The 24062-nt window shown below is 53.1% G+C and carries 23 protein-coding genes; 7 read left to right on the top strand and 16 right to left on the bottom strand.

All coding sequences use genetic code 11. The features are described 5' to 3' along the window. Positions 1-99: 99 nt before the first annotated feature. The 3 genes from H8K27_RS03360 to H8K27_RS03350 all read right to left on the bottom strand — a co-directional run bounded on the left by H8K27_RS03360 (position 100) and on the right by H8K27_RS03350 (position 3285). Entirely contained in the window at positions 100-1890 is a 1791-nt protein-coding gene (locus tag H8K27_RS03360) for an acyl-CoA dehydrogenase C-terminal domain-containing protein (protein WP_186861770.1), read from the bottom strand. A gap of 105 nt (positions 1891-1995) precedes the next feature. Continuing rightward, positions 1996-2598: a TetR/AcrR family transcriptional regulator gene (locus tag H8K27_RS03355; RefSeq protein WP_176804307.1), complete on the bottom strand. Its 603-nt coding sequence runs from the start codon at positions 2596-2598 to the stop codon at positions 1996-1998. Between the two features lie 309 nt (positions 2599-2907). After that, a complete protein-coding gene (locus H8K27_RS03350) occupies positions 2908-3285 on the bottom strand; it encodes an RNA-binding S4 domain-containing protein (RefSeq protein ID WP_186861769.1) in 378 nt (125 codons plus the stop codon). Between the two features lie 264 nt (positions 3286-3549). On the opposite strand from H8K27_RS03350, the gene H8K27_RS03345 reads away from it, so the two are divergent. Then, positions 3550-4179, top strand: coding sequence for a TetR/AcrR family transcriptional regulator (locus tag H8K27_RS03345; protein ID WP_186861768.1), 630 nt, complete (start codon positions 3550-3552; stop codon positions 4177-4179). A gap of 317 nt (positions 4180-4496) precedes the next feature. Here H8K27_RS03345 and H8K27_RS03340 read toward each other — a convergent pair whose 3' ends face one another. The 11 genes from H8K27_RS03340 to H8K27_RS03290 all read right to left on the bottom strand — a co-directional run bounded on the left by H8K27_RS03340 (position 4497) and on the right by H8K27_RS03290 (position 15452). Next, positions 4497-5315: a DUF429 domain-containing protein gene (locus tag H8K27_RS03340; protein WP_186861767.1), complete on the bottom strand. Its 819-nt coding sequence runs from the start codon at positions 5313-5315 to the stop codon at positions 4497-4499. Beyond that, entirely contained in the window at positions 5312-6475 is a 1164-nt protein-coding gene (clsB, locus tag H8K27_RS03335) for a cardiolipin synthase ClsB (protein WP_186861766.1), read from the bottom strand. Before clsB ends, H8K27_RS03340 begins: the two co-directional genes overlap by 4 nt. Before the next feature lie 3 nt (positions 6476-6478). Beyond that, positions 6479-7285 (bottom strand): endonuclease/exonuclease/phosphatase family protein, encoded by an 807-nt coding sequence (locus tag H8K27_RS03330; RefSeq protein ID WP_186861765.1) that lies wholly within the window; start codon positions 7283-7285, stop codon positions 6479-6481. Between the two features lie 7 nt (positions 7286-7292). Beyond that, a complete protein-coding gene (gene nudB / locus H8K27_RS03325) occupies positions 7293-7739 on the bottom strand; it encodes a dihydroneopterin triphosphate diphosphatase (RefSeq protein ID WP_186861764.1) in 447 nt (148 codons plus the stop codon). Positions 7740-8006: 267 nt separating this feature from the next. Beyond that, positions 8007-8486: a cache domain-containing protein gene (locus tag H8K27_RS03320; protein ID WP_186861763.1), complete on the bottom strand. Its 480-nt coding sequence runs from the start codon at positions 8484-8486 to the stop codon at positions 8007-8009. A 273-nt stretch (positions 8487-8759) separates the two neighbouring features. Further along, positions 8760-9551 (bottom strand): CsgG/HfaB family protein, encoded by a 792-nt coding sequence (locus tag H8K27_RS03315; protein WP_408058411.1) that lies wholly within the window; start codon positions 9549-9551, stop codon positions 8760-8762. A gap of 318 nt (positions 9552-9869) precedes the next feature. After that, the gene (aspS, locus tag H8K27_RS03310; protein WP_186861762.1) at positions 9870-11675 is read right to left on the bottom strand and encodes an aspartate--tRNA ligase; all 1806 of its coding nucleotides are present in this window, start codon (positions 11673-11675) and stop codon (positions 9870-9872) included. A gap of 67 nt (positions 11676-11742) precedes the next feature. Next, a complete protein-coding gene (locus H8K27_RS03305) occupies positions 11743-12351 on the bottom strand; it encodes a DUF502 domain-containing protein (protein WP_186862010.1) in 609 nt (202 codons plus the stop codon). A gap of 42 nt (positions 12352-12393) precedes the next feature. Beyond that, positions 12394-12687 (bottom strand): FmdB family zinc ribbon protein, encoded by a 294-nt coding sequence (locus H8K27_RS03300; RefSeq protein ID WP_186861761.1) that lies wholly within the window; start codon positions 12685-12687, stop codon positions 12394-12396. A 79-nt stretch (positions 12688-12766) separates the two neighbouring features. Beyond that, complete coding sequence (locus tag H8K27_RS03295; protein ID WP_186861760.1) at positions 12767-14191, bottom strand: high affinity choline transporter 1; 1425 nt, start codon at positions 14189-14191, stop codon at positions 12767-12769. A 331-nt stretch (positions 14192-14522) separates the two neighbouring features. Next, entirely contained in the window at positions 14523-15452 is a 930-nt protein-coding gene (locus H8K27_RS03290; RefSeq protein WP_186861759.1) for a LysR family transcriptional regulator, read from the bottom strand. 262 nt (positions 15453-15714) lie between these two features. Here H8K27_RS03290 and H8K27_RS03285 point away from each other — a divergent pair, with 262 nt between their 5' ends. Together H8K27_RS03285 and H8K27_RS03280 are read left to right on the top strand one after the other, a co-directional pair. Continuing rightward, a complete protein-coding gene (locus H8K27_RS03285) occupies positions 15715-16005 on the top strand; it encodes a DUF4148 domain-containing protein (protein WP_186861758.1) in 291 nt (96 codons plus the stop codon). A gap of 543 nt (positions 16006-16548) precedes the next feature. Then, positions 16549-16878, top strand: a complete 330-nt coding sequence (locus H8K27_RS03280; RefSeq protein WP_186861757.1) for a DUF2322 family protein — start codon at positions 16549-16551, stop codon at positions 16876-16878. Positions 16879-16985: 107 nt separating this feature from the next. Here the strand turns inward: H8K27_RS03280 and H8K27_RS03275 are convergent, their stop codons facing one another. Next, complete coding sequence (locus H8K27_RS03275; RefSeq protein WP_186861756.1) at positions 16986-18206, bottom strand: hypothetical protein; 1221 nt, start codon at positions 18204-18206, stop codon at positions 16986-16988. 125 nt (positions 18207-18331) lie between these two features. On the opposite strand from H8K27_RS03275, the gene H8K27_RS03270 reads away from it, so the two are divergent. Then, positions 18332-18640: a single-stranded DNA-binding protein gene (locus H8K27_RS03270; RefSeq protein ID WP_186861755.1), complete on the top strand. Its 309-nt coding sequence runs from the start codon at positions 18332-18334 to the stop codon at positions 18638-18640. 95 nt (positions 18641-18735) lie between these two features. On the opposite strand, the gene H8K27_RS03265 is transcribed toward H8K27_RS03270, so the two are convergent. Beyond that, entirely contained in the window at positions 18736-20613 is a 1878-nt protein-coding gene (locus H8K27_RS03265) for a potassium transporter Kup (protein WP_186861754.1), read from the bottom strand. Positions 20614-20970: 357 nt separating this feature from the next. Here H8K27_RS03265 and H8K27_RS03260 point away from each other — a divergent pair, with 357 nt between their 5' ends. From H8K27_RS03260 to H8K27_RS03250, 3 genes are all read left to right on the top strand, one after another. Next, positions 20971-21744: a substrate-binding periplasmic protein gene (locus H8K27_RS03260; RefSeq protein WP_186861753.1), complete on the top strand. Its 774-nt coding sequence runs from the start codon at positions 20971-20973 to the stop codon at positions 21742-21744. A gap of 168 nt (positions 21745-21912) precedes the next feature. Continuing rightward, the gene (locus tag H8K27_RS03255; RefSeq protein ID WP_186861752.1) at positions 21913-23076 is read left to right on the top strand and encodes a GNAT family N-acetyltransferase; all 1164 of its coding nucleotides are present in this window, start codon (positions 21913-21915) and stop codon (positions 23074-23076) included. Between the two features lie 153 nt (positions 23077-23229). Next, positions 23230-24048: a substrate-binding periplasmic protein gene (locus H8K27_RS03250; RefSeq protein WP_222610571.1), complete on the top strand. Its 819-nt coding sequence runs from the start codon at positions 23230-23232 to the stop codon at positions 24046-24048. Positions 24049-24062: the final 14 nt, after the last annotated feature.

The following is a 24062-nucleotide window of genomic DNA, read 5'->3' as shown; positions in this document are numbered from 1 at the left end:
GCACTATTTTGCTACGCAAGCACTTCAATCTGATGACATCGGTTCATGCCGCCCCTCTGATTCTGCTCTCTTCCCCTGCAGGAAGAGAGCCCATTGACATCAGAACAAATCTGCTTCGAGCGACAACAGGTTGGCCGAGCCGGAGCGTGCCTGGCGGATCAGCATGGCTGTTTCAGGATACAGACGGGCGAAGTAGAAACGGATAGTCGCCAGTTTTGCCTTGTAGAAGGTGTCGCCGGAGGCTTCTTTTTCCAGTGCGATTTTTGCCATCTGGGCGAAGAAGTAGCTGTACACCATGTGGCCAACCACGCGCAGGTAAGGAACGGCCGCCGCGCCCACTTCATCCGGATTCTGGAAGGCTTTCATGCCGATTTCCATTGTCAGCTTGGTGACTTTGTCGCCCAGCTCCGCCAGCGGTGTTACGAATTCAGCCATCGCTTCATTCGTGCCGTTCGCCTCGACAAACGCCTGTACTTTGGCGCCGAATTTGCGCAGTTTGGCGCCGTTGTCCATCAGAATCTTACGACCCAGCAAATCGAGCGACTGTACGGTGTTGGTGCCTTCGTAGATCATGTTGATACGGGCGTCGCGCACATATTGTTCCATGCCCCATTCAGCGATGAAGCCGTGGCCGCCATACACTTGCAGGCACTCGGAAGTCGCAGTCCATGCGTTGTCAGTGATGAAGGCTTTGATGACCGGTGTCAGCAACGCGACTTCATCTGCGCAGTCTTTACGGACTTCTTCGTCAGGGTGATTCAGTTCTTTGTCGAGCTGCAACGCAACGTAGGAACAGAAAGCGCGCGCGCCTTCTGCATAGGCTTTCGCGGTCAGCAACATACGGCGCACGTCAGCGTGCACGATGATCGGGTCAGCTGGCTTGTCCGGTGCTTTCGGGCCGGACAGGCTGCGCATCTGGATGCGGTCTTTCGCATACACCAGTGCGTTCTGGTAAGCGACTTCAGTCAGGCCCAGACCTTGCATGCCGACGCCCAGACGTGCCGCATTCATGAATACGAACATCGCGTTCAGACCTTTGTGCGGACCGCCGATCAGCCAGCCGGTTGCGCCGTCCAGATTCATCTGGCAGGTGGAGTTGGCGTGGATGCCCATTTTTTCTTCGATTGCACCGCAGAAAATCGGATTGCGCGCGCCGTTGGAACCATCGGCGTTTGGCAGGAATTTCGGTACGATGAACAGGGAAATGCCTTTCGAGCCTTCCGGTGCGCCTGGCAGACGTGCCAGCACCAGATGGACGATGTTTTTGGACATATCGTGTTCACCTGCAGAGATGAAAATCTTGGCGCCGGTGATTTTGTAAGTACCGTCTGCCTGTGGCTCTGCTTTGGAACGCAGCAGACCCAGATCAGTACCGCAGTGTGGCTCGGTCAGGCACATGGTGCCGGTCCATTCGCCGGAAATCAGCTTAGGCAGGTACAGGGCTTTCTGCTCTGCTGTGCCGTGTTCATGGATGCACTCGTAAGCGCCGTGCGACAGGCCAGGATACATGGTCCATGCCTGGTTCGCCGAGTTCAGCATCTCGTAGAAAGAATTATTGACGACCAGTGGCAAGCCCTGGCCACCGTATTCCGGGTCACAGGACAAGGCAGGCCAGCCAGCAGTGATGTACTGGTCATAGGCTTCTTTGAAGCCCTTTGGTGTGGTGACGGTGTGGGTAGCCTTGTCGTGATGGCAGCCTTCGCGGTCGCCGGAATGATTCAGCGGAAACAGCACTTCAGACGTAAATTTGCCGCCTTCTTCCAGAATCTGGTTGATGATGTCAGCATCGACTTCAGCGTGCGCCGGCAGCTGTTTGAGCTCGGACTCCACATTCAATAATTCGTGCAACACAAACTGCATATCACGCAATGGAGCGATATATTGACCCATAATTTTCTCCTGACGGCAAAGTTGGAACTGTAGATTGAAATACTAAAAAATTTTTATACTGCTTGACTGGATAAAACCTGTTGCACTGCGCTGCGCCCGCCCTTGTCAGACGGATGCGGCGACCGGTGCGTAATATTCGATCATTCGCTCAAAGCCGGCCTGGGCTCTGTCCACGCTGCCCGGCTTGCGCAGGAATCTGGCATCGTGGTGCAAGGCGAGTATCAGGCCGTACATTTCATACACAATCTGGTCGGGATCAACATCGGCACGCAAATGCCCCAGCTGTATCGCCTGAGTGGCCGCCCGGTGCAGGGCGCCCTGCCACGCACGCACCATGCCGACCAGTTCGTCGCGGATCGGGCCGGGGCGGTCATCGTATTCCGCTGCACCGCTGATATAAATGCAGCCCGACGCAATTTCCACCGTGACGCGCTTGATCCACAACGCATACATCGATTGCAGACGCGGCAGACCGCGCTCTTCTTTCATGCTCGGGTAGAACACTTCCTGTTCAAAGTGATGGTGATACAGTTTCAGCACTTCGATCTGCAAATCCTCGCGTGAGCCAAAATGGGCAAACACGCCGGATTTACTCATGTTCATCTTGTCAGCCAGCAGGCCGATCGTCAGACCTTCGATACCATCACGGCTGGCGGCGTCGAGCGCTACATCCAGAATGGCAGCACGGGTCAATTCTCCCTTACGCATGAATTTCGATGTCATATTCATATTGTATTGTTTATGTTGAAATATTTCACTTCCGCATACATCATGCAAATCAGTGAATTAATCGAACGCTCGTACTATTGTGCACAGCGCATGAAAAGTCAAACCGGAATCCGCCTTTAGAGGAGAGTATCTATTATGTTTTCCCCTCTCAGACACGGCATTCCGGTCTGCACCTGAATTTCCCGGCACGGCAGCCCGTGACAGTTTGCGGTCTGGTTATTGGTCTTGATGTTGAGTAAGCGTCTCCTGTCTGATTGCGCCACATTGCTATCTGCTGCGGGCGCTGCGTTAGCCACGCGCCAGATCGATTTGCCGGCGGTCGCGTTTAGTCGGGCGCCCCTGCATGGCGGCGGCAGGTTCACGGAAATATTTTCTGTTTTCTGTCGCCCGGGTCCGTTTTTCCAGGCTGTCGGGTGTTTCTTCGTACATGGTCTGCGCCACAGCGGCCGGACCGCGCATGTCGAGTATGCGCAACACCCTGACCTGCCAGTGCTGCTCTCCCTGCTGCACTTCAATCAGATCGCCGGTTTTAACGTTGTGCGCCGGTTTCACGCGCTGGCCGTTCTGCTGCACCCGTCCCAGTTCGACGGCATGGGTGGCGAGGCTGCGGGTTTTGAAAAAACGGGCCGCCCAAAGCCATTTATCAATACGGGTGGTGTCGCTCATGTAGTTCTCATTCCTATTGCGGGAAAACTGTTGCCGGCGGCACGCTGCATCAGATTGCAGATCGCGTGATCAGCGGCTGTTCCGTACGTCCATTCTATTTTGATGCAATGTATTGCAGCCCGCAGGCAAATACAAGGCATTTATGCCACGAAAACATGATCGGCACAGAACATCCCATGCTGCGGCGCGCATAGACAGTTTTTCGAACGATCGTACAATTCAGTCAAGTGAGTTGCCGCATACGCGCGGAGCGGAGAACCGGACATGCGTTCAGTGGAAGATTTAAACGGAAGAAAGCGCGCGATCCTGATTGCGGCGGAGAAATGCTTTGCCGCGCAGAGCTACGAAGGCGTGTCGATCCGCGATATTGCGCATGAAGCGGCGGTGCCGATCGCACTGGTCGGCTATTATTTCGGCGCTAAAAATGAGCTGTATCATGCAATTTTTGAATACCACAGCAGTTATCTGGGCAACCGCCTGAACCAGCTGCGGGATGCGCGGCGGCAGCATACCGGCGGGAATATGCTCGATGCCGTCATCGCCGCGTTTGTGCTGCCCACGCTGGAGCTGAATCAGCATCCCGAGGGCCAGTATTTCTGCCGTGTGGTGATGCGCGGCGCGATTGACCAGCACGAAGCCAGCGAGCGCGTGGCCAGAGATTTTTACGATCCGATGGCGCGGGAATGCATTGCGGCATTACGCGACGCACTGCCGCATGCCAGCAACGACAGCATCCGCTGGAGCTATCAGTTCATGCTGGGCGCCTTGTTGCATCACGTGGTCGATACCCGTCTGTCGCATCTGGATGAACACGATGCCCCGTTGCAGCACGCCACCCCTTATCTGCTGCGCTTCATCAGTCACGGCATCCGCGCTGCCACAGCAGAACAGTAAGCCGCCTCAATCCGGACAATCCTGCAAATACGAAGCGAATACCACGCAAAGACAGCGCAAACATCCAGTAATCCAGTAGCACACTCGTCAGCGACAAAGCATTGCATCTGTGTCAGCAGGGTCAACTCAATATACTCCCCCTGATTTTTAATAAAAGCAGTCTGTAGCCCTGGAATTTATTGGGAATTTCAACATACTCCCTGGGAGTATATTTTTATTACCTGGGTGATCTCACTACTGATATGGCAGCCGGCAGTTGAAAAAGGTATCTGCTCGGAACAAGCAAAGCGCAGATAATTCTTTCAGCATCTGCCTCTTCAGGCGGGCATCAGCACATCGCAGCCTGCAATCCAGCCTTCGAGCGGATCAAACAGCGGCATGCCAAACTGCTGCTCCCGGCGCTGCCACGACCATGCGGCGAGCATCTGGCACAACACCGCATCGAGCAAATCGGCGCTGCCATCTTCAATCAGCGACTCCCTGACGGCAGAGCAGTCGACGCGAATGCGCCAGGGCGTCGTGCCGGCTTCCAGCGCGGCGATGATCTGCATCCTCGCATCTCGTCTGGCAATGGTGTGTTTGGCAGGATCATCGCTTTTATAGGAATTTTTTGTCACACTGCGCGCCACCATGCCGGGATAAGCCTCGACGGCAATGCGCTGCGGATCACCGGTCACCATGCCCGGAATGCTGACGCCAGCCTGCAGCAACCGGGGCGCACCGGCATGCAGCATGTAAGCAACCGGCGGATTGACCCATTTCATCGAAGGCGATGATCCGGCAGGCCGGTCGGTCTGGCGGTGGGCGAATTTCTGTCCGGCGGGACGGGCATCACAAAACGCCTTGCACTGCGCCCGCAGCTCAGCACGCGGCACAGTCTGGAGATGCCGCATCAGCGCCGCCCATTGCAAAGGCCACGCCAGTGTCTGCACCAGTTCACGCGGCAGCGAAAATGGCAGGTCAAAACCGGCCAGCCACGGGCCATCCTGCCGCAGCCATTGTTCAAAACTGCCGAAATCCGTCAGCCTGTGTAATTCCTGCACCTGCAAAACCTCTTGTTCCCAGATGCCCCCGGCAATCGTGATGGCTTTCCTGCGCGACGGTGCCGATGTGAAGTCCACGCCAAACAGCTTCATCCGTAATTTCCCAGCGTCGCAATCCGCATCACACCGCGGTACAGCAGGTAGGCCAGCCCATACCAGGCACGCTGATACCAGGGATGATGCTGATAAGCAGCAATATCCACCTCGACGCCATCGGCAATCCCCTGTTCCAGTTCGGCAGTCAGCAGCCGGTTGAACTGCGGATCACGGATCACGATATTGGCTTCGTGATTCACAAACAGGCTCAGACCGTCAAAATTGCTGGAACCGACCGTCGCCCAGTCGTCATCAATCACCGCCACTTTGGCATGCAGCTGGGTTTTGCGATACTCAATAATCCGCACCCCCTTGCTCAGCAGTTTCGGGTAATAAGAGTGAGCGACCGCATCCTGCAGCGCAAACTGTTCGACCCCGATCAGCAAAATCACCTCCACCCCGCGGCCAGCTGCCGAAATCAGGGCACGGCGGAACTTGCGGCCGGGCGCAAAATACGGCGTGACCAGAACGGCGCGCCGGTGCGCATTGCCCAGTGCATGCAAGTAGGCTTTCTGTATTGTTGCGCGATTGCGCAGATTGTCCCGCACGACCAGCGCTGCCCGGCTGCGCGGCGTGCTGGCAACCCGGGCATCCGCCCGCAGATCGCGCATCAGGTCGATGCGGGAACGCAGCTTCAGGCTGCCGATGCGCAACCATTGCGCCTCGGCTTCCAGATGAATGTGGGTCACCAGCGGGCCATGAATCCGGACGGCAAAATCCCAGCGCGGAAAAGGCAGTACCTGTTTTTTTCCATCATCCGACACATAATCGTCGATGATGTTGAGCCCGCCCAGCAACGCAGATTGCTGATCGGTGACGCAGATTTTGCGGTGCGTGCGGGCCAGCCCGCGCCGGAACCACGGATTGAAACAGCGGCATTCCACGCCGTGCGCGATCAACTGCCGCATCAGCTTTACTGCCAGATCGCGGCCGCTGCCCAGCCAGTCAATTACCACCCTGACCACCACCCCGCGCCGCGCCGCGCCGATCAGGGCATCGCGGATTTGCGCAGCAACGGCATCGTCCGAAAAAATATAGGTTTCCAGATACACTTCATGCCGGGCATGACTGATCGCTGCCAGCAATGCCGAAAAATACTCGCCGCCGCAGTGCAGTAAATGCACCTGATTGCCGTCGATGTATTCAATTTTTCGCATGGTTTAACGCTCTGGGCGCAACTCCAGATGGGCCCAGAGGGGAACATGATCCGACAAATCCTTCCACGGCGCACCTTTCATCACATGGGCCTGGCGGACATCAAAACCACGGACATAGACCCGGTCCAGACATAGCCAGGGAAATCCGGCGGGAAAGGTGCGGGCGTGCAGATTCTGCGACTGGCGGAACAGATGTCCCAGCCCGCTGCGCGACAGGCGGGAAGCATCATGCGGCGCGCGATGGTCAAACGCCTCAACCACGCCCAGCTGCTCATACAGCGCGGCGCTCAGGCGTTGATTCCAGTCATTGAAATCACCGGCAATGATCAACGGCGCATCCGCCGGCGTATCGCGGCGTATCGTGTCGATCAGTGCCTGAATCTGACGCCGCCTGCTGGCAGCAAACAAGCCCAGATGAATCACAAAACAATGCAACTCATGAGCGCCGGTATGCACCACGGCATGCAGGATACCGCGCTGTTCATAAGCATGATCGGAAACATCGTGATTCGCATACGCCGCAATCGGAAAACGGCTCAGCAGGGCATTGCCATGATGCCCATGCTCATACACCGCATTCATGCCGTATGCCGCATGATGCGACTCTCCTGCCAGAAACTCATGCTGTGCTTCCTGCGGCCATTGCGCATGACGCCGGGCATGGTGATCGTGTTGTCCCTGCACTTCCTGCAGAAAAATAAGATCGGCATTCAGCGCGGAAATCGCCTCTTTAATCCGGTGTATGCGTGCCTGCCGCCCGAAGGCGCTGACACCTTTATGGATGTTGTAAGTCGCAATGCTGAGTTTCATCGCAGGTTCAGGCAGGAATAAAATCAGGCAACAATAAGATGGCTTCTGCATTCGACGCTGAGAAACAGCGGTCCGCCGCCTCTTGCCACGGCAGCCACTGATACTGCAAGTGTTCTCTGGGTGCCAGCATCACCGGCTGCGGCGCTGGCAGGCACAAACCGAATACATGCTCCGTATTATGCGTCACACCCGGCGCATAACGGTGGCGCCAGACCGGATAAATCTCATACACATTCGACAGTTGCCAGTCGGTCAGCGCATACTGCGCTGCGTCGATCCCGGTTTCCTCCCTCACTTCACGGAGGGCGGTGGCCCGCAAAGGCTCATCCACCGTGTCTCTGGAGCCGGTCACGGATTGCCAGAAGCCGGGCCGGTCGGCACGCTCCATCAACAGCACCTCTTTTTCCGGAGTGTAAATAACGACCAGCACCGATTCTGGAATTTTAAAATTCATGTCATGCAAAAATGCGGAAGGAAACGGTCTTCATTATCGCATCTTTACGCACTTTTTCTTCGCAGAACGGTATGCTGACGGTTTCTGGCGCCCCACAAAAAAGCCTCAGCAAGCTGAGGCTTTTTTGTCCTTGCAGGTGCAACGCGAATACTGCGACTGCTGTCCGTGGCGCTGTTCAGCGGCAGCAGGCAGTTGTGACGGTCTGCCGCGCATGGCGACCGTTTTTTAAACACTCACCATCCGCATGATCCGGCCAGATAGCGGCATTTATTTGCCGGAATACGCGCCAACGCAAATCATGCTGTCGCCGGCACCACGTTCGCAATAGGATTTTTTCAGTTCGTAACTCTGTGTTGCCGGGTTATTGAACTTGTAAGGGCCGTACCAGCCTTTGGATGCGGTCTTGACCATGTCAATCATGCCTTTGATGAAAGCATTGCCATCCACGTCTTTCATCCCGATGAGATTTTTACCAACCATCTTCGGGTTGGCGCCCTGCGCCAGGCAATTTCCTTCAAAGTCATACGCGAACACGTACAGGTCTTTCTCCTTGAACGCGCCATCAGGATGCTCGGTAAAGGCCTTATAGGCTTTTTCAGCCCCGGCTGATTTCACCAGCGCGACGCCCTCTTTCACCATTTTCTGCGCCTCGGCTTCGCTGCCATGTTCGGCAGCAAACACCGGGGCGGACAACAAAACCGCAGCGCCAGTCAGGCTGGCAGCAAGATAGACAGAACTCAGCTTCATAGCGACTCCTTGTAATGCACTTGCCGAACAATTCGGGAGTGAGTCATCTTTATAGCATGTCTGTGACGCCAAATTTCGTTGCCGTCAGGAATTGACAATACTTAACTTAATACAGCGCAATAACTTATTCTGAGACACGCCAGAGGAGACCGGTGTCACGCAAGCAAAGCGCCCTGCGTCAATACGACAAGCACATCAATGCGCCGTACCGGAAAATGACCACGGCTGACAGATCAGTCTGTCAGCCGTGGCGGAATCCACATTTCGCGGACCTTACTTCACCGGCACTGCTGGCGGCAGTTCCTTGCCCTGCAATTGCTGCACCTGTGCCACCAGTTTGTTATGCGCATCGAGGAAAGCCGCCACAATGACTTTCGCTTCATTGGTGTTGCTCCAGCCAGCGCCAAAGCCACCGGCACCCGCGCCAAAACTGAGTCCGCCCATCCCCAGATCGGTCGATTTGGCAGCGCCGGTAGATGCGGCGATCTGCTCTGTCGTCTCGTTATCGGTCAGCAGCAAAGCCACCTGCGCTTCTTTGAAACTGACTTTCTCAGCGTAGCCGGTAAAATTTTTGAGGAAAGGAATCATACCCATGATGGCGCTGATTCCGCCGCCGGCATGGCTTTCTGAAAATGTCAGACTTGGCGTAATGGTGTATTGCGCTTCATAACCCTTGCCTTTGTGCACGGTCGTATTTTTGCGGAGTATGCCCTGCTCCTGCAAATTCTGCTCCTGAATCACCGCCTTCAGACCCGAAGCGCGATCGACCACGCGGAAGCATCCGCTTTGCTGCGCCAGCAGGCGGATCAGCGGCACCGGCGAGGTCGGCAGATTATAGGAACTCTGCATAGTGTAGCCATTCGGATTTTCGACCAGCGCCAGCGTCGCAACCGGTGCGCCACACCGCGTCAGTGACTTGCTCGCGTCTTTCGCCCCTGCCGGTCCGGCAGAACCCGTCACTTCCGAGCTCCCCTGACCCAGCTCGGTTTTCTTTTCACCGCATGCGGTTAATGCCAGCGCAGCCACCATCAATGCCAGTGCACCTGCCTGGCGAGAATATCTCAAACGGAATGTCGTGATCAGATTCAAAAGTCAGAAAACCGGAAAATTTACACCAGTTATCGATTAATGTAGTTAATTTAACATGTAAAATATGTAACATTATTACCATGCTGCACACATAACTCTGTTTTGCGCACTCAGGAAATGCTGCCGCGAATACTTTTCTTGATGCCGCATGCGATGAGGCAGCATTCATCATTAACTTATCAGCCGATGTGGCGGCAATCTTCGCATTTGAATAAAAATGAACAAAAAAAGCGCGGAACCAGGTCCGCGCTTTTTTGTGATACCCGTCAGTGTTGCACCGGGCTGTCAGCAGTATCAGGCTTTGATCGCCGGCTCCGTGGCACGCAAACGGATATGCAGTTCGCGCAATTGCTTCTCGTCCACCGCTGATGGCGCCTGCGTCAGCAGGCACTGTGCGCGCTGGGTTTTTGGGAAAGCAATCACGTCACGGATCGATTCCGCGCCCGTCATCATGGTCACGATACGGTCCAGACCAAATGCCAGGCCGCCGTGTGGTGGCGCACCGTATTGCAATGCATCCAGCAGGAAGCCGAACTTCAGGCGCTGCTCGTCCGGGCCGATCTTCAGTGCATCAAATACCTTTGCCTGCACGTCAGCACGATGGATACGGACAGAGCCGCCACCCAATTCCCAGCCGTTCAGCACCATATCGTAAGCTTTCGCCACACACTTGCCCGGATCGGTTGCCATGTAATCTTCATGACCATCTTTCGGAGAAGTGAACGGATGATGGGTTGCTGTCCAGCGATCGTTTTCCTCATCGTATTCAAACATCGGGAAATCGATCACCCACAATGGTTTCCACACGTCTTCAAACAAGCCATTTGCCTTGCCGAATTCGCTGTGGCCGATCTTCACGCGCAACGCGCCGATCGCATCGTTGACGACTTTTGCCTTGTCGGCGCCGAAGAAAATCAGATCACCGTCTTTCGCGCCAGTACGCTCCAGAATCTGCGTCAGTGCCGCATCGTGGATGTTTTTAACGATCGGAGATTGCAGACCATCGCGGCCTTTTGCCAGCTCATTGACCTTGATATACGCCAGACCTTTAGCGCCGTAAATCGCGACAAACTGGGTGTAGGCATCAATCTCGGAACGCGGCATGTTCGCGCCGCCCGGCACCAGCAGGCCGACCACGCGGCCATTGTGCATATTCGCGGCACCAGAGAACACTTTGAAATCGACATCCTTCATCACGTCGGTCAGTTCTGTGAACTTCAGCTTGACGCGCATATCCGGTTTGTCGGAACCATACAGGCCCATGGCTTCAGCAAATTCCATGACCGGGAATGGATCAGGCAGATCAATATCGAGCGTGTTCTTGAACACCAGACGGATCATGCCTTCAAACATGTCACGGATTTCCTGCTCGGACATGAACGAGGTTTCGCAGTCGATTTGGGTGAATTCAGGCTGGCGGTCAGCGCGCAGGTCTTCGTCGCGGAAACACTTGGTGATCTGGTAATAACGGTCGAAGTTAGCCACCATCAGCAATTGCTTAAACAATTGCGGCGATTGCGGCAAGGCGAAGAATTCGCCGGCATTCACGCGCGATGGCACCAGATAGTCACGTGCGCCTTCCGGGGTCGATTTGGTCAGCATCGGTGTTTCAATATCGATGAAACCGTTCGCATCGAGGAACTTACGCATTTCCATCGCAACCTTGTAGCGCAGGCGCAGGTTGTTCTGCATCTGCGGGCGACGCAGATCCAGTACGCGGTGCGTCAGACGGGTAGTTTCAGACAGGTTGTCGTCATCCAGCTGAAATGGCGGCGTAACGGATGCATTCAGGATTTCAACCTGGTGCGCGAGCACTTCGATTTTGCCGGACTTCAGGTTGACGTTACCTGTGCCTTCAGGACGTGCGCGCACCAGACCGGTAATCCGCAGGCAGAATTCATTACGGACTGTTTCGGCAGCCTTGAACACATCTGCACGGTCAGGGTCACATACCACCTGCACCAGACCTTCCCGGTCGCGCAGATCGATAAAAATCACGCCGCCGTGATCGCGACGACGATGCACCCAGCCGCACAGGCTGACGGTTTGGCCGAGTAATTCCTCAGTAGTGAGGCCGCAGTAATGGGTACGCATGGACATAATTTCTTACCTGTCTGTATTCAAAATTAAAAATGAGTCAGCCGGCAGCTTTTGGCTGCCTGGCCGTTTATTTCTTGTCGGTGGGGAGATGTTCGGGAGCCACCACACCCATGGAGACGATATATTTCAGTGCCGCATCGACACTCATATCCAGTTCAATGGCGTCTTTTTTCGGCACCATCAGGAAAAAACCGGACGTCGGGTTCGGCGTTGTCGGCACATAGACGCTCACGTAGTCGCCCTGCAGGTGATTCACAACATCGCCACCCGGCACGCCGGTCAGGAAACCGATCGACCATGAACCCTGGCGCGGATACTCGATCAGCACGGCCTTGCGGAATGCATTGCCGGATGACGAAAACAGGGTATCCGATACCTGTTTCACACTCGAATAAATCGAATTCACAATCGGGATGCGGTTCAGCAGTCCTTCCCATGCTTTCACCACATAATTGCCAATGAAATTCCTGGTCAGCAAACCTGTGACAAAAATAATCAGCACAGTCAGCACGGCGCCCAAACCCGGTACCCGGAAGCCGAACACCGCTTCTGGCCGCCATTGCTCGGGAAGCAGCAACAGGGACTGATCCATGGTGCTGATAATGGCGTGCAGAACCCAGAAGGTGATCGCCAGCGGAACCAGGATCAGCAGGCCGGTAATAAAATATTTTCTCAGCATGGTCAGTGAAAAACGTGAAGACGACTGGTTAAGGGAAAATCAGGCGGAGGCTGTTTCGCCCGCCGCCGGAGCCGGTGCTGCGGTTTCCGTCACAGCAGTAGCGGCATCCTGCGCCACAGCAGGCGCTGATGTGCCGGCAGCGCCGCCCGAACCACCACGGAAATCGGTGACATACCAGCCAGAACCTTTAAGCTGGAAACCGGCCGCAGTGACCTGTTTTTTAAACGCAGCCTTACCGCACGCAGGACAATCATTCAGCGGCGCGTCGGAAATTTTTTGCAAGACATCTTTTGCAAAACCGCATTCTTCACAACGATAAGCGTAAATCGGCATACTCTTGCCCCAAAAAACTGATAAAACCCTGAATTATAAAGGTTTTCAGCAAGAATTTGCGCATTGCGTCAAGAAGCGCTCAGATTGCCGCCTTACCCTGTGATACCTGAGGCAACAATGAACCCAATACCATGCCGACCATACTCATGAGCACACCCACCAGCTGAGGCGGCCAGAATCCTTCCGGCGCAGTGATTTCCAGCGCCACCCAGCATCCGATACCGAGAAGAATCGAAACCAGCCCGCCCTGTGCAGTGGCACGCTTCCAGTACAGGCCGAACGCAAGCGGGACAAAGGCCGCCACCAGCGTGACCTTGTAGGCATTTTCCACCATTTTATAAATACTGGATTCGGTATTCATGGCAAACAGGGTCACCACTGCCGTAAATGCCAGCACGACAATACGCATCATCAGCAGGAATTGCTTGTCGTTCTGTCTGGGGAAAAACGGCTTCAGGATGTTTTCGGAAAATGTGACGGAAGGCGCGAGCAAAGTCGCACTGGCACAGCTTTTAATCGCCGACAGCAACGCACCGAAAAACATCACCTGCGCCAGCATTGGCACTTTGGTCATGATCAGGGTCGGCAGAATCAGTTGCGAATCCTTATCGATCAGACTGGCGACCATACCAGGATCAATCAGCGTTGCGGAGTACGCTAGAAACATGGGAATGAAGGCGAAACAGAAATAGAGAACGCCGCCGAGAATCGAGGCGCGGCCGGCGATCGCTTCATTTTTTGAAGAAGCCACACGCTGGAAGACGTCCTGTTGCGGAATGGAACCCAGCATCATCGTGATCCAGGCAGCAAAAAACCATAATGTTTCGCGGGCCGTCGGTGCGGGCCAGAATTCAAACTTGCCTGCGCTTGCCGCATGTTCGATCACCATGCCGGCACCACCGACCATGCCCGACACTTCCCAGCCGATATAAATCATGCCAACCACAATAATGATCATCTGCAGAAAATCAGTAATCGCCACCGACCACATGCCGCCCATCAGAGTGTAGATGAGCACGCTGGCAGCACCGATCATCATGCCGGTATTCATCGTGATATAACCGCCGGAGACGACATTAAACACCAGCCCAAGCGCCTTGATCTGCGCTGCAACCCAGCCCAGATAGGAAATCACAATACACAGGGTCACCAGAATTTCCACGATGCGACCAAATTTGTTGCGGTAATAATCTCCGATGGTCAGCAAATTCATCCGGTACAAAGGTTTGGCGAAAAACAGCCCCACCATGATCAGGCACAGCGACGATCCGAACGGATCAGCCACCACCCCCTTGAGTCCTTCCTTGACAAAAGTCGAGGAAATTCCGAGCACCGCTTCCGAGCCGAACCAGGTGGCAAACACCGTCGCCGTCACGACATACATCGGCAATGAACGCCCTGCAACGGCGAAATCCCTGGAGTTACTGACATAGCGGGCCGCATACAGGCCGATACCTACAGAAATAACCCAATACAAAATAACGAACCAGATAAGTGTATTCATGAAGATGCTTGTACAAGGATGTCAATCATGTCAATAAAAAACCCGCTAATTTTCTGCGGGCATTATATAGACAATCCACCGTGAATATTCACCGTTTACATAGAGAAATCCATCGGAAAAAGCGGTTTCGCAGTGATTTTGGCTATCCGGCAATCCAGATGCAGGCGTCGGGCCGGATGACGTCCCAAAAGGCCCGTGTCATCACTGCGTCATTCAGCCCGATTATGATCTGCGGCAGACATGTGAGCGTCTCCCGGATGAAAAATCCTTTTAAGCAGCCTGCGGGCTGCTTTTTTTTCAGAAAACCGCCATGCGGTCACGGTAAAAACCTTCAGACATTCTGCTGCCAGATATCCTGTTCCGGATGCGGAAAGCGGGCAGCGATAAAGTCAACAAAGCTGCGCACTTTCGCAGAAAGCTGGCGCCGGCTCGGATACACCATGGAAATAGATACCGTGCCAAAGCAATGTTCAGGAAACAGACGGATCAGCCGCCCCTGCTCAATATCGTCCCCCTGCTGAAATGAAGTGCGTAATACCAGCCCCATTCCAGCCAGAGCGCAGGCACGCAGCACATCGGCATTATTGGAAATCAGACTGCTTTGTATCGGAATCTGACGCATTGAAGACGGATCCTGACAGCGCTCGCGCACAGGCCAGTGATCACGCAAAAATTCATAACTGAAATTCAGACAACGGTGCTGACTTATATCGTCCGGCGTCGCCGGGGTACCATATTTTTCCAGATAGGCCGGAGCAGCGCAGACCAGTACTTCAGATGTCGCCAGCTTGCGAGAAATCATATTGGCATCGACTTTTTGCAGATTCAGAAAAAACCCGACATCGATTCCTTCTTCCACCAGATCAACATGGCGATCCGTGATTTTGATATCCAGAACCACATCCGGAAATTCCCTGGCGAATTCCGGCAGCAGCGGTGCCAGTTGGGCTTTGCCAAAATGCGGCACAGAATACAGTCGCAGCGTCCCGCCCGGCTTTCTGGACGCATACGAAGCAACTGCCTCGGCATCATCAATGTCAGCCAGAATCTGGCGCACCCGCTCCAGATACACATGCCCAGTTTCCGTCAGTGACAGGCGCCGCGTTGAGCGGTTCAGTAACCGGGTTCCCAGATGATTTTCAAGGTCTGCAATATAGCGTGTCACGACCGCATTCGACATTTCCAGCGCCTGACCCGCACGGGCAAAACTACCGAGTTCGACCACTTTTGAAAAAAGTCGCATTGATTGCAATCTGTCCATTTTCAAGCCCCTGATTATTCCCAATTCAGCAATAGTATATTCCCAATAAGCCACTTTATTGCTTGCACAGGAAAGCCTACACTGCATCCGTCGGCTCAAGGCGACATCTGAATGGATGCAGCCCGCATACACCGAACTGCCGCAAATTCTGCAACGACGTTGTTGCAGTCATTATCGGAAGTGCGCACCACTTCTCATAATGATTGAAAACGACGCATGCATGGCAGTCTCTATAGATTGATTCATACAGACAGGAATTATCATGACACTCAAACAAATCATACTGACATTCGCCCTGATCGCTTTTGGCAGCAGCGCTGCAATTGCTGCCGAAACACCGGTTCCCGCCGCTAAAACCCGTGCAGAAATCATTGCCGAACTGGTACAGGCACGCGCTGACGGTGAAGAAATTGGCAGCGAAAGCTTCATCTGGTATCCGGCACAAAAAGCTGCCCGTGCCAAAGCCAATGAAGAAGCCCGGCTGGCCGCAGCAAAAACTGGTGCGGACAATAAAGTCACTGCAGTGAATACGCAGAAAACTCAGCAGAACTGATCTGCGCCAATAGCTTCACCCATATAAAAAGCGCATCCACCGTGGATGCGCTTTTTGTATTTCAGAACAGCAAACTCTTCAAGTAGCACGGATCAATCTCACTTTATCGTGCACAGAGCAAAGCAGTACACTCATTTGTCAATTTAAAAAACACCACAAAATCTGCCTTTGTAAAATAGCAGGTACAATTTAAAGCGTTTACTCGCCTTGCCCTGCGTGAGTTCATGCGTCAGTAAAGTTTTTTTAAATGTTAAAAATATTCATCAACTGTGTATTAACAACCATCGTCGCGATTCTCATCGTCCATGGCATTGCGCTATTCACAGGCAGTCCATACACGATGAATGAAACATTAAAATCTGGTGGTTTGTTCTTCATATTTCAACTTTTCGTATCCTTGATCAAGCGGCAAATTGATAAGAAAAAGAACTGTCCATGATGATGATGATGGAACCTGCTTTTTAAGCATTTTCAGATCAGCTGACGGCATCGCCATGCACAATTTTTCGATGCGATCACTCTGTTATGTTAAAGGAAAACAGAATGCAATTCACTGAGATTTTAGCCACCCTGCCTGCCATCGATCATATTGCTGCGCTGGAATTATCGAACGATGAAGGACTGGTCACCCGCCTGGAAAACAAGCCTGGCACCGCAGGCAGTGTGCGCGTCTATCACGCGCTGACACAGGAATTCGGCCGCATTAATGCAGCAGCAGCGACCAAGGGGCTGACGTTATATGCGGAACATACGGCGGATGCCAAAGCATTTCCGGGCAAGCATCCGAATATCGACCGCCTGCTGGCATTGAGCGCAACCACATCGGTGAATGCGGATAATCAGTCATTATCCGTCAGACTGATTACACGATAACTCTGCGATATAGCCATTCAGCGCTTCAAAACAGAAAAATATTCTCTGCGCACAACCAGAGTCATTCTGCTCCTGTTCTACCACCAGACCCACCTATTCCGACAGCATCAGAGCGCCATCATCGACGCGCTTTTCGGGTGGCGTAGCAGATCAGTCAGCACCTGCCAGCGTAAATCCTGATCTGTTTTTCCGGCGCGATTTTCTATATAAACCTGGACGACATCCTGACCCAGGTTGTAGTTGATCACATACGAGCGCAGATGTTCGATAAAACGCAGACGCTGTGCCGAACGGTCGGCATCAGACAGGTTGTATTTCATCAACATGGCGATCGCTGCATCGCGCCCTATCTCGCCATCGAGATATTGCTTTGCCACCATATTGCCGGCATAGGACAGTTTTTGCAGCACCGCCTGTATCTGATAATAGCGGTCGGCTTTGGCAGGATCGATGCCGGCCAGCGGGAACAGAACTTCCTTTTCAAACTGCATGCGCTCTGCATGTGGAAATGCGACCTCAATACCATAATTGGCGCTGCCTTCAGCCAGAAATGACATCGGTGAATACAGCGGATAAATCGCATATTCAATCCAGCCTTTTTCTTTGACCAGCCCGTTCTCAATGAGCACATTAAAAACATGGTGACCGGGATAGGCTTCATGGCTGGCGAGGTCAATTGCCCGGCTGATGAACATCGGAAAATCCGTGTTGACTTCGATCAGGCTGTGGCTGTTGCCTTTGTACCAGTTATATGCACTCCAGACTTTATTACTGACATAGGCGACCTGGAAACTTTCATTCTCAGGTAAGGTGATATAGCGCCGGGTGCGGCGACGGGCTTCGTTGATGGCGGCGGTGAAAACAGCGTCGAGCTTATCGCGTGGAATTTCAAAAGCTTTGTTATAAATCGACAAGCGCGCATTCAGATCGCTGCCTTGTATTTCTGCCGGCAACAGATTTGCCAGTTCAGCGAGTGTGATGTCGAGATCAGCCGGCGTCACAGCAGGCGACACGGCGTCATACAAAGCGCGTGACTCTTCATCAAACGGTAAGCGACGTCCGGCCAGATGCGCGATGAACGTGCTGGCAGCTTGCAGCTGTCTGATTAAAAAAGCTTGTCGCTCGACCTGTTCCGCCGGAGGTTGCGTCAGATTTTCTGCCTGCTGCACCAGAACATTGGCGATGTCCTGCAATTCCGGCAGCGGCAATAACTGCGCCTCGTCCCGCCAGGCCGCAGGTCCGATATAGGCGTCCACATAATCAGGATCGTGCTTTCCGACGGCCAGTACCAGACGGACATACGCTTCCGCAATCTCATTCAATCCCATATTCACCTTTCATCTTCACAAAACTTGAGCGCCGACGCCTGTTTGCAAAATAACGTAATCCGGCGTCTAATGTGCGTCAATATATCATGCTGTTTTAATAATTATATTCATATTGAGGAAGCATAATGATTGATGGTCTGATCGCAGGCCGTATGTACGGTTATGCAGAGGAGCGTAGCGGCAGCGCCGGCTCCGTGTATGTGACCTGCAAAGTCAAAGCAGTGACCGATCACGGTGAGACCGTGATTTGTAATGTCATTGCCTTTAACGATCTTGTCAGGAATACGCTGCTGACATTAACGGATGGCGACAGTGTCGCGCTATCCGGTGCGCTGACACCGAAAGTCTGGACGGATAAGCAGGGAAAAGTGCGGCCTGTGCTCGATATGCTGGCGCACGCAATTCTGCATCGCGTGCGTTCAGGAGAAGAGTGAATCTGTCATCTGCCCATCATTGAAAAAAACCTGCCGTATTGCCGCTGCAGGTTTTTTTCGTTCGGATGCCGACGTTCAGGATGGTAAGGTAATACTCAGATCTCGACCTGAGAGCCCACCTCAATCACACGGTTCGGTGGAATCTGATAATAATCCGCCGCATCGCTGGCATTGCGTGACATCGCCACAAACAGCATTTCACGCCAGAAAGCCATGCCACTGCCAGGACGGGAAATAATAGTCTGCCGGGCGATGAAGTAGGAAGTTTCCATCGGTTCAAACTTCAGTCCTTGCGCGGCACATTGTTCCAGCACTTTGGGAATGTCCGGTTCATCCTTGAAACCATAGTTCACATCAATCTGATAGCACTCGTGGCTGAGGTCGGTGATCTTGATCCGGTCTGCCATCGGAACCCAGGGAATTTCCTTGTTATGCAGGGTCAGAAACACTACGCGGTCATGAATGATCTTGTTGTGCGACAGGTTATGCAACAAGGCGTGCGGCACCCCGTCGGCCTCACCGCGCAGGAAGATCGCGGTTCCTGCAACTCGGGTGGGCAATGAAATGAACAGGGAAGACAGGAAATCTTCTAACGGAATCGCATGCTTCTTAAGATTTTCAAATACCAGCTCACGTCCGCGTTTCCAGGTCACCATAACGGTGAACATCGTGATGCCCAGTACCAGCGGGAACCAGCCACCGTGGATAATTTTAAGGACGTTGGCCGAAAAGAAAGCAAAATCAATCGTCAGGAAAAATCCCGTTGCGACAAAACACAGTACAGGATTCAGCTTCCAGCCGTAGCGGATGACAAAGAAAGTCAGCAGCGACGTCACCAGCATCGTGCCAGTCACAGCAATACCGTAAGCAGAGGCCAGATTCGAGGAAGAACTGAATCCGACCACGGCTGCAATCACCACCGCCAATTGCAGCCAGTTGACTGCAGGAATGTAAATCTGGCCGATCTCATTGGATGAGGTATGCACAATATTCATACGTGGCAACAGCCCCAGCGATATTGCCTGTTTTGTCATTGAGAACGTGCCGGAAATCGTTGCCTGGGAAGCGATCACCGTCGCAACGGCGGACAACACCACCAGCGGATATACGCTCCATGCCCCCAGTTGCTGATAAAACGGGTTGCTGACGGCTGCGGGGTTTGTCAGCAGCAATGCGCCCTGCCCCAGATAATTCAGACCCAGAGCAGGAAATACAATCATGAACCAGGCAACACGGATCGGCTTGCTGCCGAAATGCCCCATGTCTGCATACAATGCCTCTGCACCAGTGAAAGCAAGCACCACTGCGCCCAGCGCAAGAAAAGCCAGCCAGCGGTATTCCATCAGAAAATGTACGGCATGCCAGGGATTAAGCGCCCCGAGAATCACCGGTGAACGGATGATGTTATACAAACCCATTGCCGCCAATGCGAAAAACCAGATCAGCATGATAGGGCCGAACCATTTACCGATGCCGGCAGTCCCTTTTGACTGCACGGAATACAGGCCAATCAGCACAACCAGCGTGATCGGCACGACATACGGATTAAATGCGGGGGTCGCAACTTCCAGACCCTCGATAGCAGAAAGCACGGAAATAGCCGGCGTGATCACGCCGTCTCCGTAAAACAAGGCGGCGCCGAATAAACCGAGTATCAGCAAAAGAAATTGCCAGCGGGAAGATTTGCCCACGGATTCCAGTGCCAGTGCCGTCAACGCCATGATCCCGCCTTCGCCGCGGTTATCTGCCCGCAGTATCAGAGTCACGTACTTGACGGCAACGATGATGAACAGCCCCCATAAAATCAGGGAAACGACACCAAAAATATTCGCTTCGGTGAGCGGAAGCCCGTGTTCCGCGGAAAAAACCTCTTTCATGGTATAGAGAGGACTGGTACCTATGTCGCCATACACGATACCGATGGCAGCCAGCGTCAGCCCGATCAGGCTGCTTTTTGTATGTTGATTAGCCAATTTTTTGCTCTGTAATTATTGGTGCATTGCACAATAGGTGAAGTGTCTGAATTTTTCAAGGACGATTCACGATTATCCCGAGGTGTACACTTTGCGCAACAGGAGGTTGCATTTATCTCTTCTTTGCCCGTGATTTCAACACAGAAGCCTGACAAATTCAAAGAAAACTGGTGGCCGTTGCAGATTGCTTGCAATTCAGCGTTAAATTGCTCAACATAAGATCGCAGGCAGGCAAGCTGCGCAATCTTCAGAAACTGTCTATCTGAAATGCTGATTTAGAAAACATGCTTCCTGCTGGCGTTACCAGATCCGGCACAGCTTGGTGTAAACATTCTTCCGTTAATCATCAAATCAGGTTTGGCCTTACATTTTATCGATATGCGGTTTTTCCGTTCGCAGATTCAACATCTTTGTTATTTCATTGCGACGCTGCTTTGCAGCTTGTCATGCTTCAGTGCGCGGGCAGAAGAGTTCATCATACAGGTCACTTCGATTCCACCTTATGTTCTGGATGGCCCGCGCCAAGGCATTGCCTGTGACCTGATCGCACAAGCGCTGGCGACACAGGGGGTACAGACACAATTTATACGCTCCAATAACAAGCGTATGGAAATCGATGTACGGAGCGGCAATGCCGATGCGGGTTTTGCGGGAATACCTGCCGGAACACCCAACGTCTTTTTTTCTGATCCGGTACTGGAATTTGAAAATGTCGCCGTCACACTCAGCGATCAGCACTGGTCATTGCGAACATTGTCTGATCTGGCTGATAAGCGGGTAATCGCCTTCCGGAATGCGACCGGTATTCTGGGACCCGAATTCGCTGCGGTTATCAAAACAAGCCCGTCTTATTTTGAGGCCGGTGAACAGCGTTCCCAGATTCCGATGCTGGATGCCGGGCGCGGTGACGTTATCGTACTGGATAAGCGGACTTTCCTGTACTTCGCCATCCTGCAGTATGGTGTACAGCAGGCGAGAGAACGCTATCAGATTCATCGCTTGTTCCGCCCCGTCCCCAGAGCGCTCGCCTTTCACCGGAAAGAGCAGCGTGACCTGTTCAACAAAGGTCTCAAAACCATCCGGGAAAATGGCAGCTATGCCCTGATCCTGCGCAGCTATCTGCGGGAGTAGTCCGTTCGTTGACGACACCACCGATCACACATCCCGGCGAGATAGAACCACAATTCCACTTGCTGCCGGATAGCTTGTCAGGTATCGATACTTACGATACATTCAGGCTGCCCATTTGTAACACTCTGTTGCAGGCCTGTATTCTTCTCATCACTACTCTGAAACCTTATGCCCGGATTGCCTCCCACCCTCAAGAAAATCATCATCACAGATGAGGCAGGACTGACCGGGCTGGCAAACGCATGGCGCGCTTTGGAACAGAAAGTGTGTCATATCCTGCCTTTTCAGACCTACGACTGGAATTTATGCTGGTGGAAAATCTTTAACGATAATTCCCTGCTGCACCGGAACCTTCCGGCGATTGCGGCCATTTTCAACGGTGACGAACTGGTTGCTGTCATGCCGCTGACCAATAGCCATATCGGTTTTCAGAGAATATTCTTATACCGTTATGTACGGCCCTTCGGCGCCGACCCGAATCTGACCGAGCTGCGCGTCCCTTTAACGCTACCCGGTTACGAACAGGTAATACTCGGTATGTGGGAACAACTGACGCAACATGAAATGTTTGGTCTGACCGAATTCCAGATCATCCATCAGACCCATCAGGCCGAACAGTTTTTACGCAACAATCATGCGCTATGCCCGCTGACGGAACGCAGCATCCCCAATTACGTCCTGCATCTGAATGGCGACTGGCCGTCATTTAAAAGCCAGCTCAAACGCAATATCAAGGAATCTTTAAGACGATGCTATAACTCGTTAAAGCGGGATTCGCTGCAGATGGAATTCATCGCCTTTCAGGGGCGGGAGCAGGTTCAGAAGCATCTGCCTGCTTTTTATGCCCTGCACCGTCACCGCGCTGCTGCTGCCAATACGGTGGAACACCCTGATTATTTTTCCCATCCGAGGCACCAGGCATTTCTATCGTTGTTGCTGGACTCTCCCTTTGCCAGCCGGATGTATCTATTCTGTCTGAAGCTGAATCAGAACATCGTTGCACTCCGCCTTGGTTTCCGGATGAATGACGAGCTCTATCTGTATTACTCCGGTTACGATCTGGCCTACGCGCGGTACAGCGTCATGACGACCGTCGTGGCAGAAACCATACAATGGGCGTTTCAACAGGACATACGCCGGATCAATCTCTCGGTAGGTGAAGATATTTCAAAAACCCGCTGGAATCCTGAGGTCATTCGTTACACCGAATACCAATGTGTGCGCAACTCGTGGTGGCGGCGCTATGCGGGTGAGCAGATTTTTCATTTGCGTCAGCTCAAAAAAAATCTGCGTCCTCAGTTAAGGCCTGTGGAACAGTCGCCTGTGAAATAGTTTTTTTTTGCTGAAAGTAAAACCCTACTGGCGACATAGCATAAAAATAACTTGGCAGATTAAATCCAAATCAAGTAAATTGATTCATACGGCAAATGTATCTGCAAATGTTAATACTGAGTGATCTCTTTTCAAAGGGTATCGGTTTCCACCATGATCAGATCCAGCGCGCTGCGATTTTCCCGGATACGCCTGCTCCAGTGCGCAGCACTCCTGTGCGGCTGGCTGTCTGCAATGTCCGTCAATGCACAAGAACTCCAGATTTATACCGAAGACTGGCCGCCGGTCAGCTTTGGTCAGGGAATGCATGCGGAAGGGCTCGCCGTTGATATCGTTCAGGCGATACAGGCAAGGATAGGCAGCCATCACCCGATTCAGGTTGTTCCCTGGGCGCGCGGTTACAAAGCGGTGCTGGAAGAACCCAACGTGCTGCTCTTTACAGTCGGCCGTTCCGAAGAGCGTGAAAAACTAATGATCTTGCTCGGACCCGTTGCCGTTTCGAGCACAGCACTGTATACCCGGAAAGGTAATGCAGCCTACTTGCAAAACCTGGGGGATGACTTACAAAAGATGAAGGTCGGTGCCTACCGCTCCAGTATTTTTGCAGACACTGCCCGAAAAAAAGGATATTACAATCTCGAACTGGCAGGAACTCCACACATCATCGCCAATATGCTGATGGCAAAACGTTTTGACCTCTGGGTTGAAGGCAGCCTGGTGGTGCCGTCCATCATGAAAGAAACCGGGCATTCCCCGGATGACGTCGAAAAGGTCAAAGTGCTGGACAGCCTGGAGCTGTATCTGGCATTTTCAAGCCAGACAGCCCAAGCGACGGTCAGGCTCTGGGAAGATGCGCTGCGGGCGATCAAAAAAGATGGCAGCTTCACCCGCATTTACCAGAAATGGCTTCCGAACGAAGTCGCTCCGCTACAAGTCATTCGCCTCGATCCGTCAGCCAGCCTCATACGCTGACTGCCGCGCCCACT

Origin of the sequence: Cognatundibacterium griseum (assembly GCF_014284195.1) — a bacterium.
Classification (GTDB): domain Bacteria; phylum Pseudomonadota; class Gammaproteobacteria; order Burkholderiales; family Burkholderiaceae_D; genus Undibacterium; species Undibacterium griseum.
Note: the sequence above shows the minus strand (reverse complement) of the source record. Positions and strands in the feature narration are given on the sequence as shown.

Coding starts and splice junctions, on each gene's coding strand:
- H8K27_RS03360 (WP_186861770.1), bottom strand. CDS start 1,890: ATGGGTCAATATATCGCTCCATTGCGTGATATGCAGTTTGTGTTGCAC.
- H8K27_RS03355 (WP_176804307.1), bottom strand. CDS start 2,598: ATGCGTAAGGGAGAATTGACCCGTGCTGCCATTCTGGATGTAGCGCTC.
- H8K27_RS03350 (WP_186861769.1), bottom strand. CDS start 3,285: ATGAGCGACACCACCCGTATTGATAAATGGCTTTGGGCGGCCCGTTTT.
- H8K27_RS03345 (WP_186861768.1), top strand. CDS start 3,550: ATGCGTTCAGTGGAAGATTTAAACGGAAGAAAGCGCGCGATCCTGATT.
- H8K27_RS03340 (WP_186861767.1), bottom strand. CDS start 5,315: ATGAAGCTGTTTGGCGTGGACTTCACATCGGCACCGTCGCGCAGGAAA.
- clsB (WP_186861766.1), bottom strand. CDS start 6,475: ATGCGAAAAATTGAATACATCGACGGCAATCAGGTGCATTTACTGCAC.
- H8K27_RS03330 (WP_186861765.1), bottom strand. CDS start 7,285: ATGAAACTCAGCATTGCGACTTACAACATCCATAAAGGTGTCAGCGCC.
- nudB (WP_186861764.1), bottom strand. CDS start 7,739: ATGAATTTTAAAATTCCAGAATCGGTGCTGGTCGTTATTTACACTCCG.
- H8K27_RS03320 (WP_186861763.1), bottom strand. CDS start 8,486: ATGAAGCTGAGTTCTGTCTATCTTGCTGCCAGCCTGACTGGCGCTGCG.
- aspS (WP_186861762.1), bottom strand. CDS start 11,675: ATGTCCATGCGTACCCATTACTGCGGCCTCACTACTGAGGAATTACTC.
- H8K27_RS03300 (WP_186861761.1), bottom strand. CDS start 12,687: ATGCCGATTTACGCTTATCGTTGTGAAGAATGCGGTTTTGCAAAAGAT.
- H8K27_RS03295 (WP_186861760.1), bottom strand. CDS start 14,191: ATGAATACACTTATCTGGTTCGTTATTTTGTATTGGGTTATTTCTGTA.
- H8K27_RS03290 (WP_186861759.1), bottom strand. CDS start 15,452: ATGGACAGATTGCAATCAATGCGACTTTTTTCAAAAGTGGTCGAACTC.
- H8K27_RS03285 (WP_186861758.1), top strand. CDS start 15,715: ATGACACTCAAACAAATCATACTGACATTCGCCCTGATCGCTTTTGGC.
- H8K27_RS03280 (WP_186861757.1), top strand. CDS start 16,549: ATGCAATTCACTGAGATTTTAGCCACCCTGCCTGCCATCGATCATATT.
- H8K27_RS03275 (WP_186861756.1), bottom strand. CDS start 18,206: ATGGGATTGAATGAGATTGCGGAAGCGTATGTCCGTCTGGTACTGGCC.
- H8K27_RS03270 (WP_186861755.1), top strand. CDS start 18,332: ATGATTGATGGTCTGATCGCAGGCCGTATGTACGGTTATGCAGAGGAG.
- H8K27_RS03255 (WP_186861752.1), top strand. CDS start 21,913: ATGCCCGGATTGCCTCCCACCCTCAAGAAAATCATCATCACAGATGAG.
- H8K27_RS03250 (WP_222610571.1), top strand. CDS start 23,230: ATGATCAGATCCAGCGCGCTGCGATTTTCCCGGATACGCCTGCTCCAG.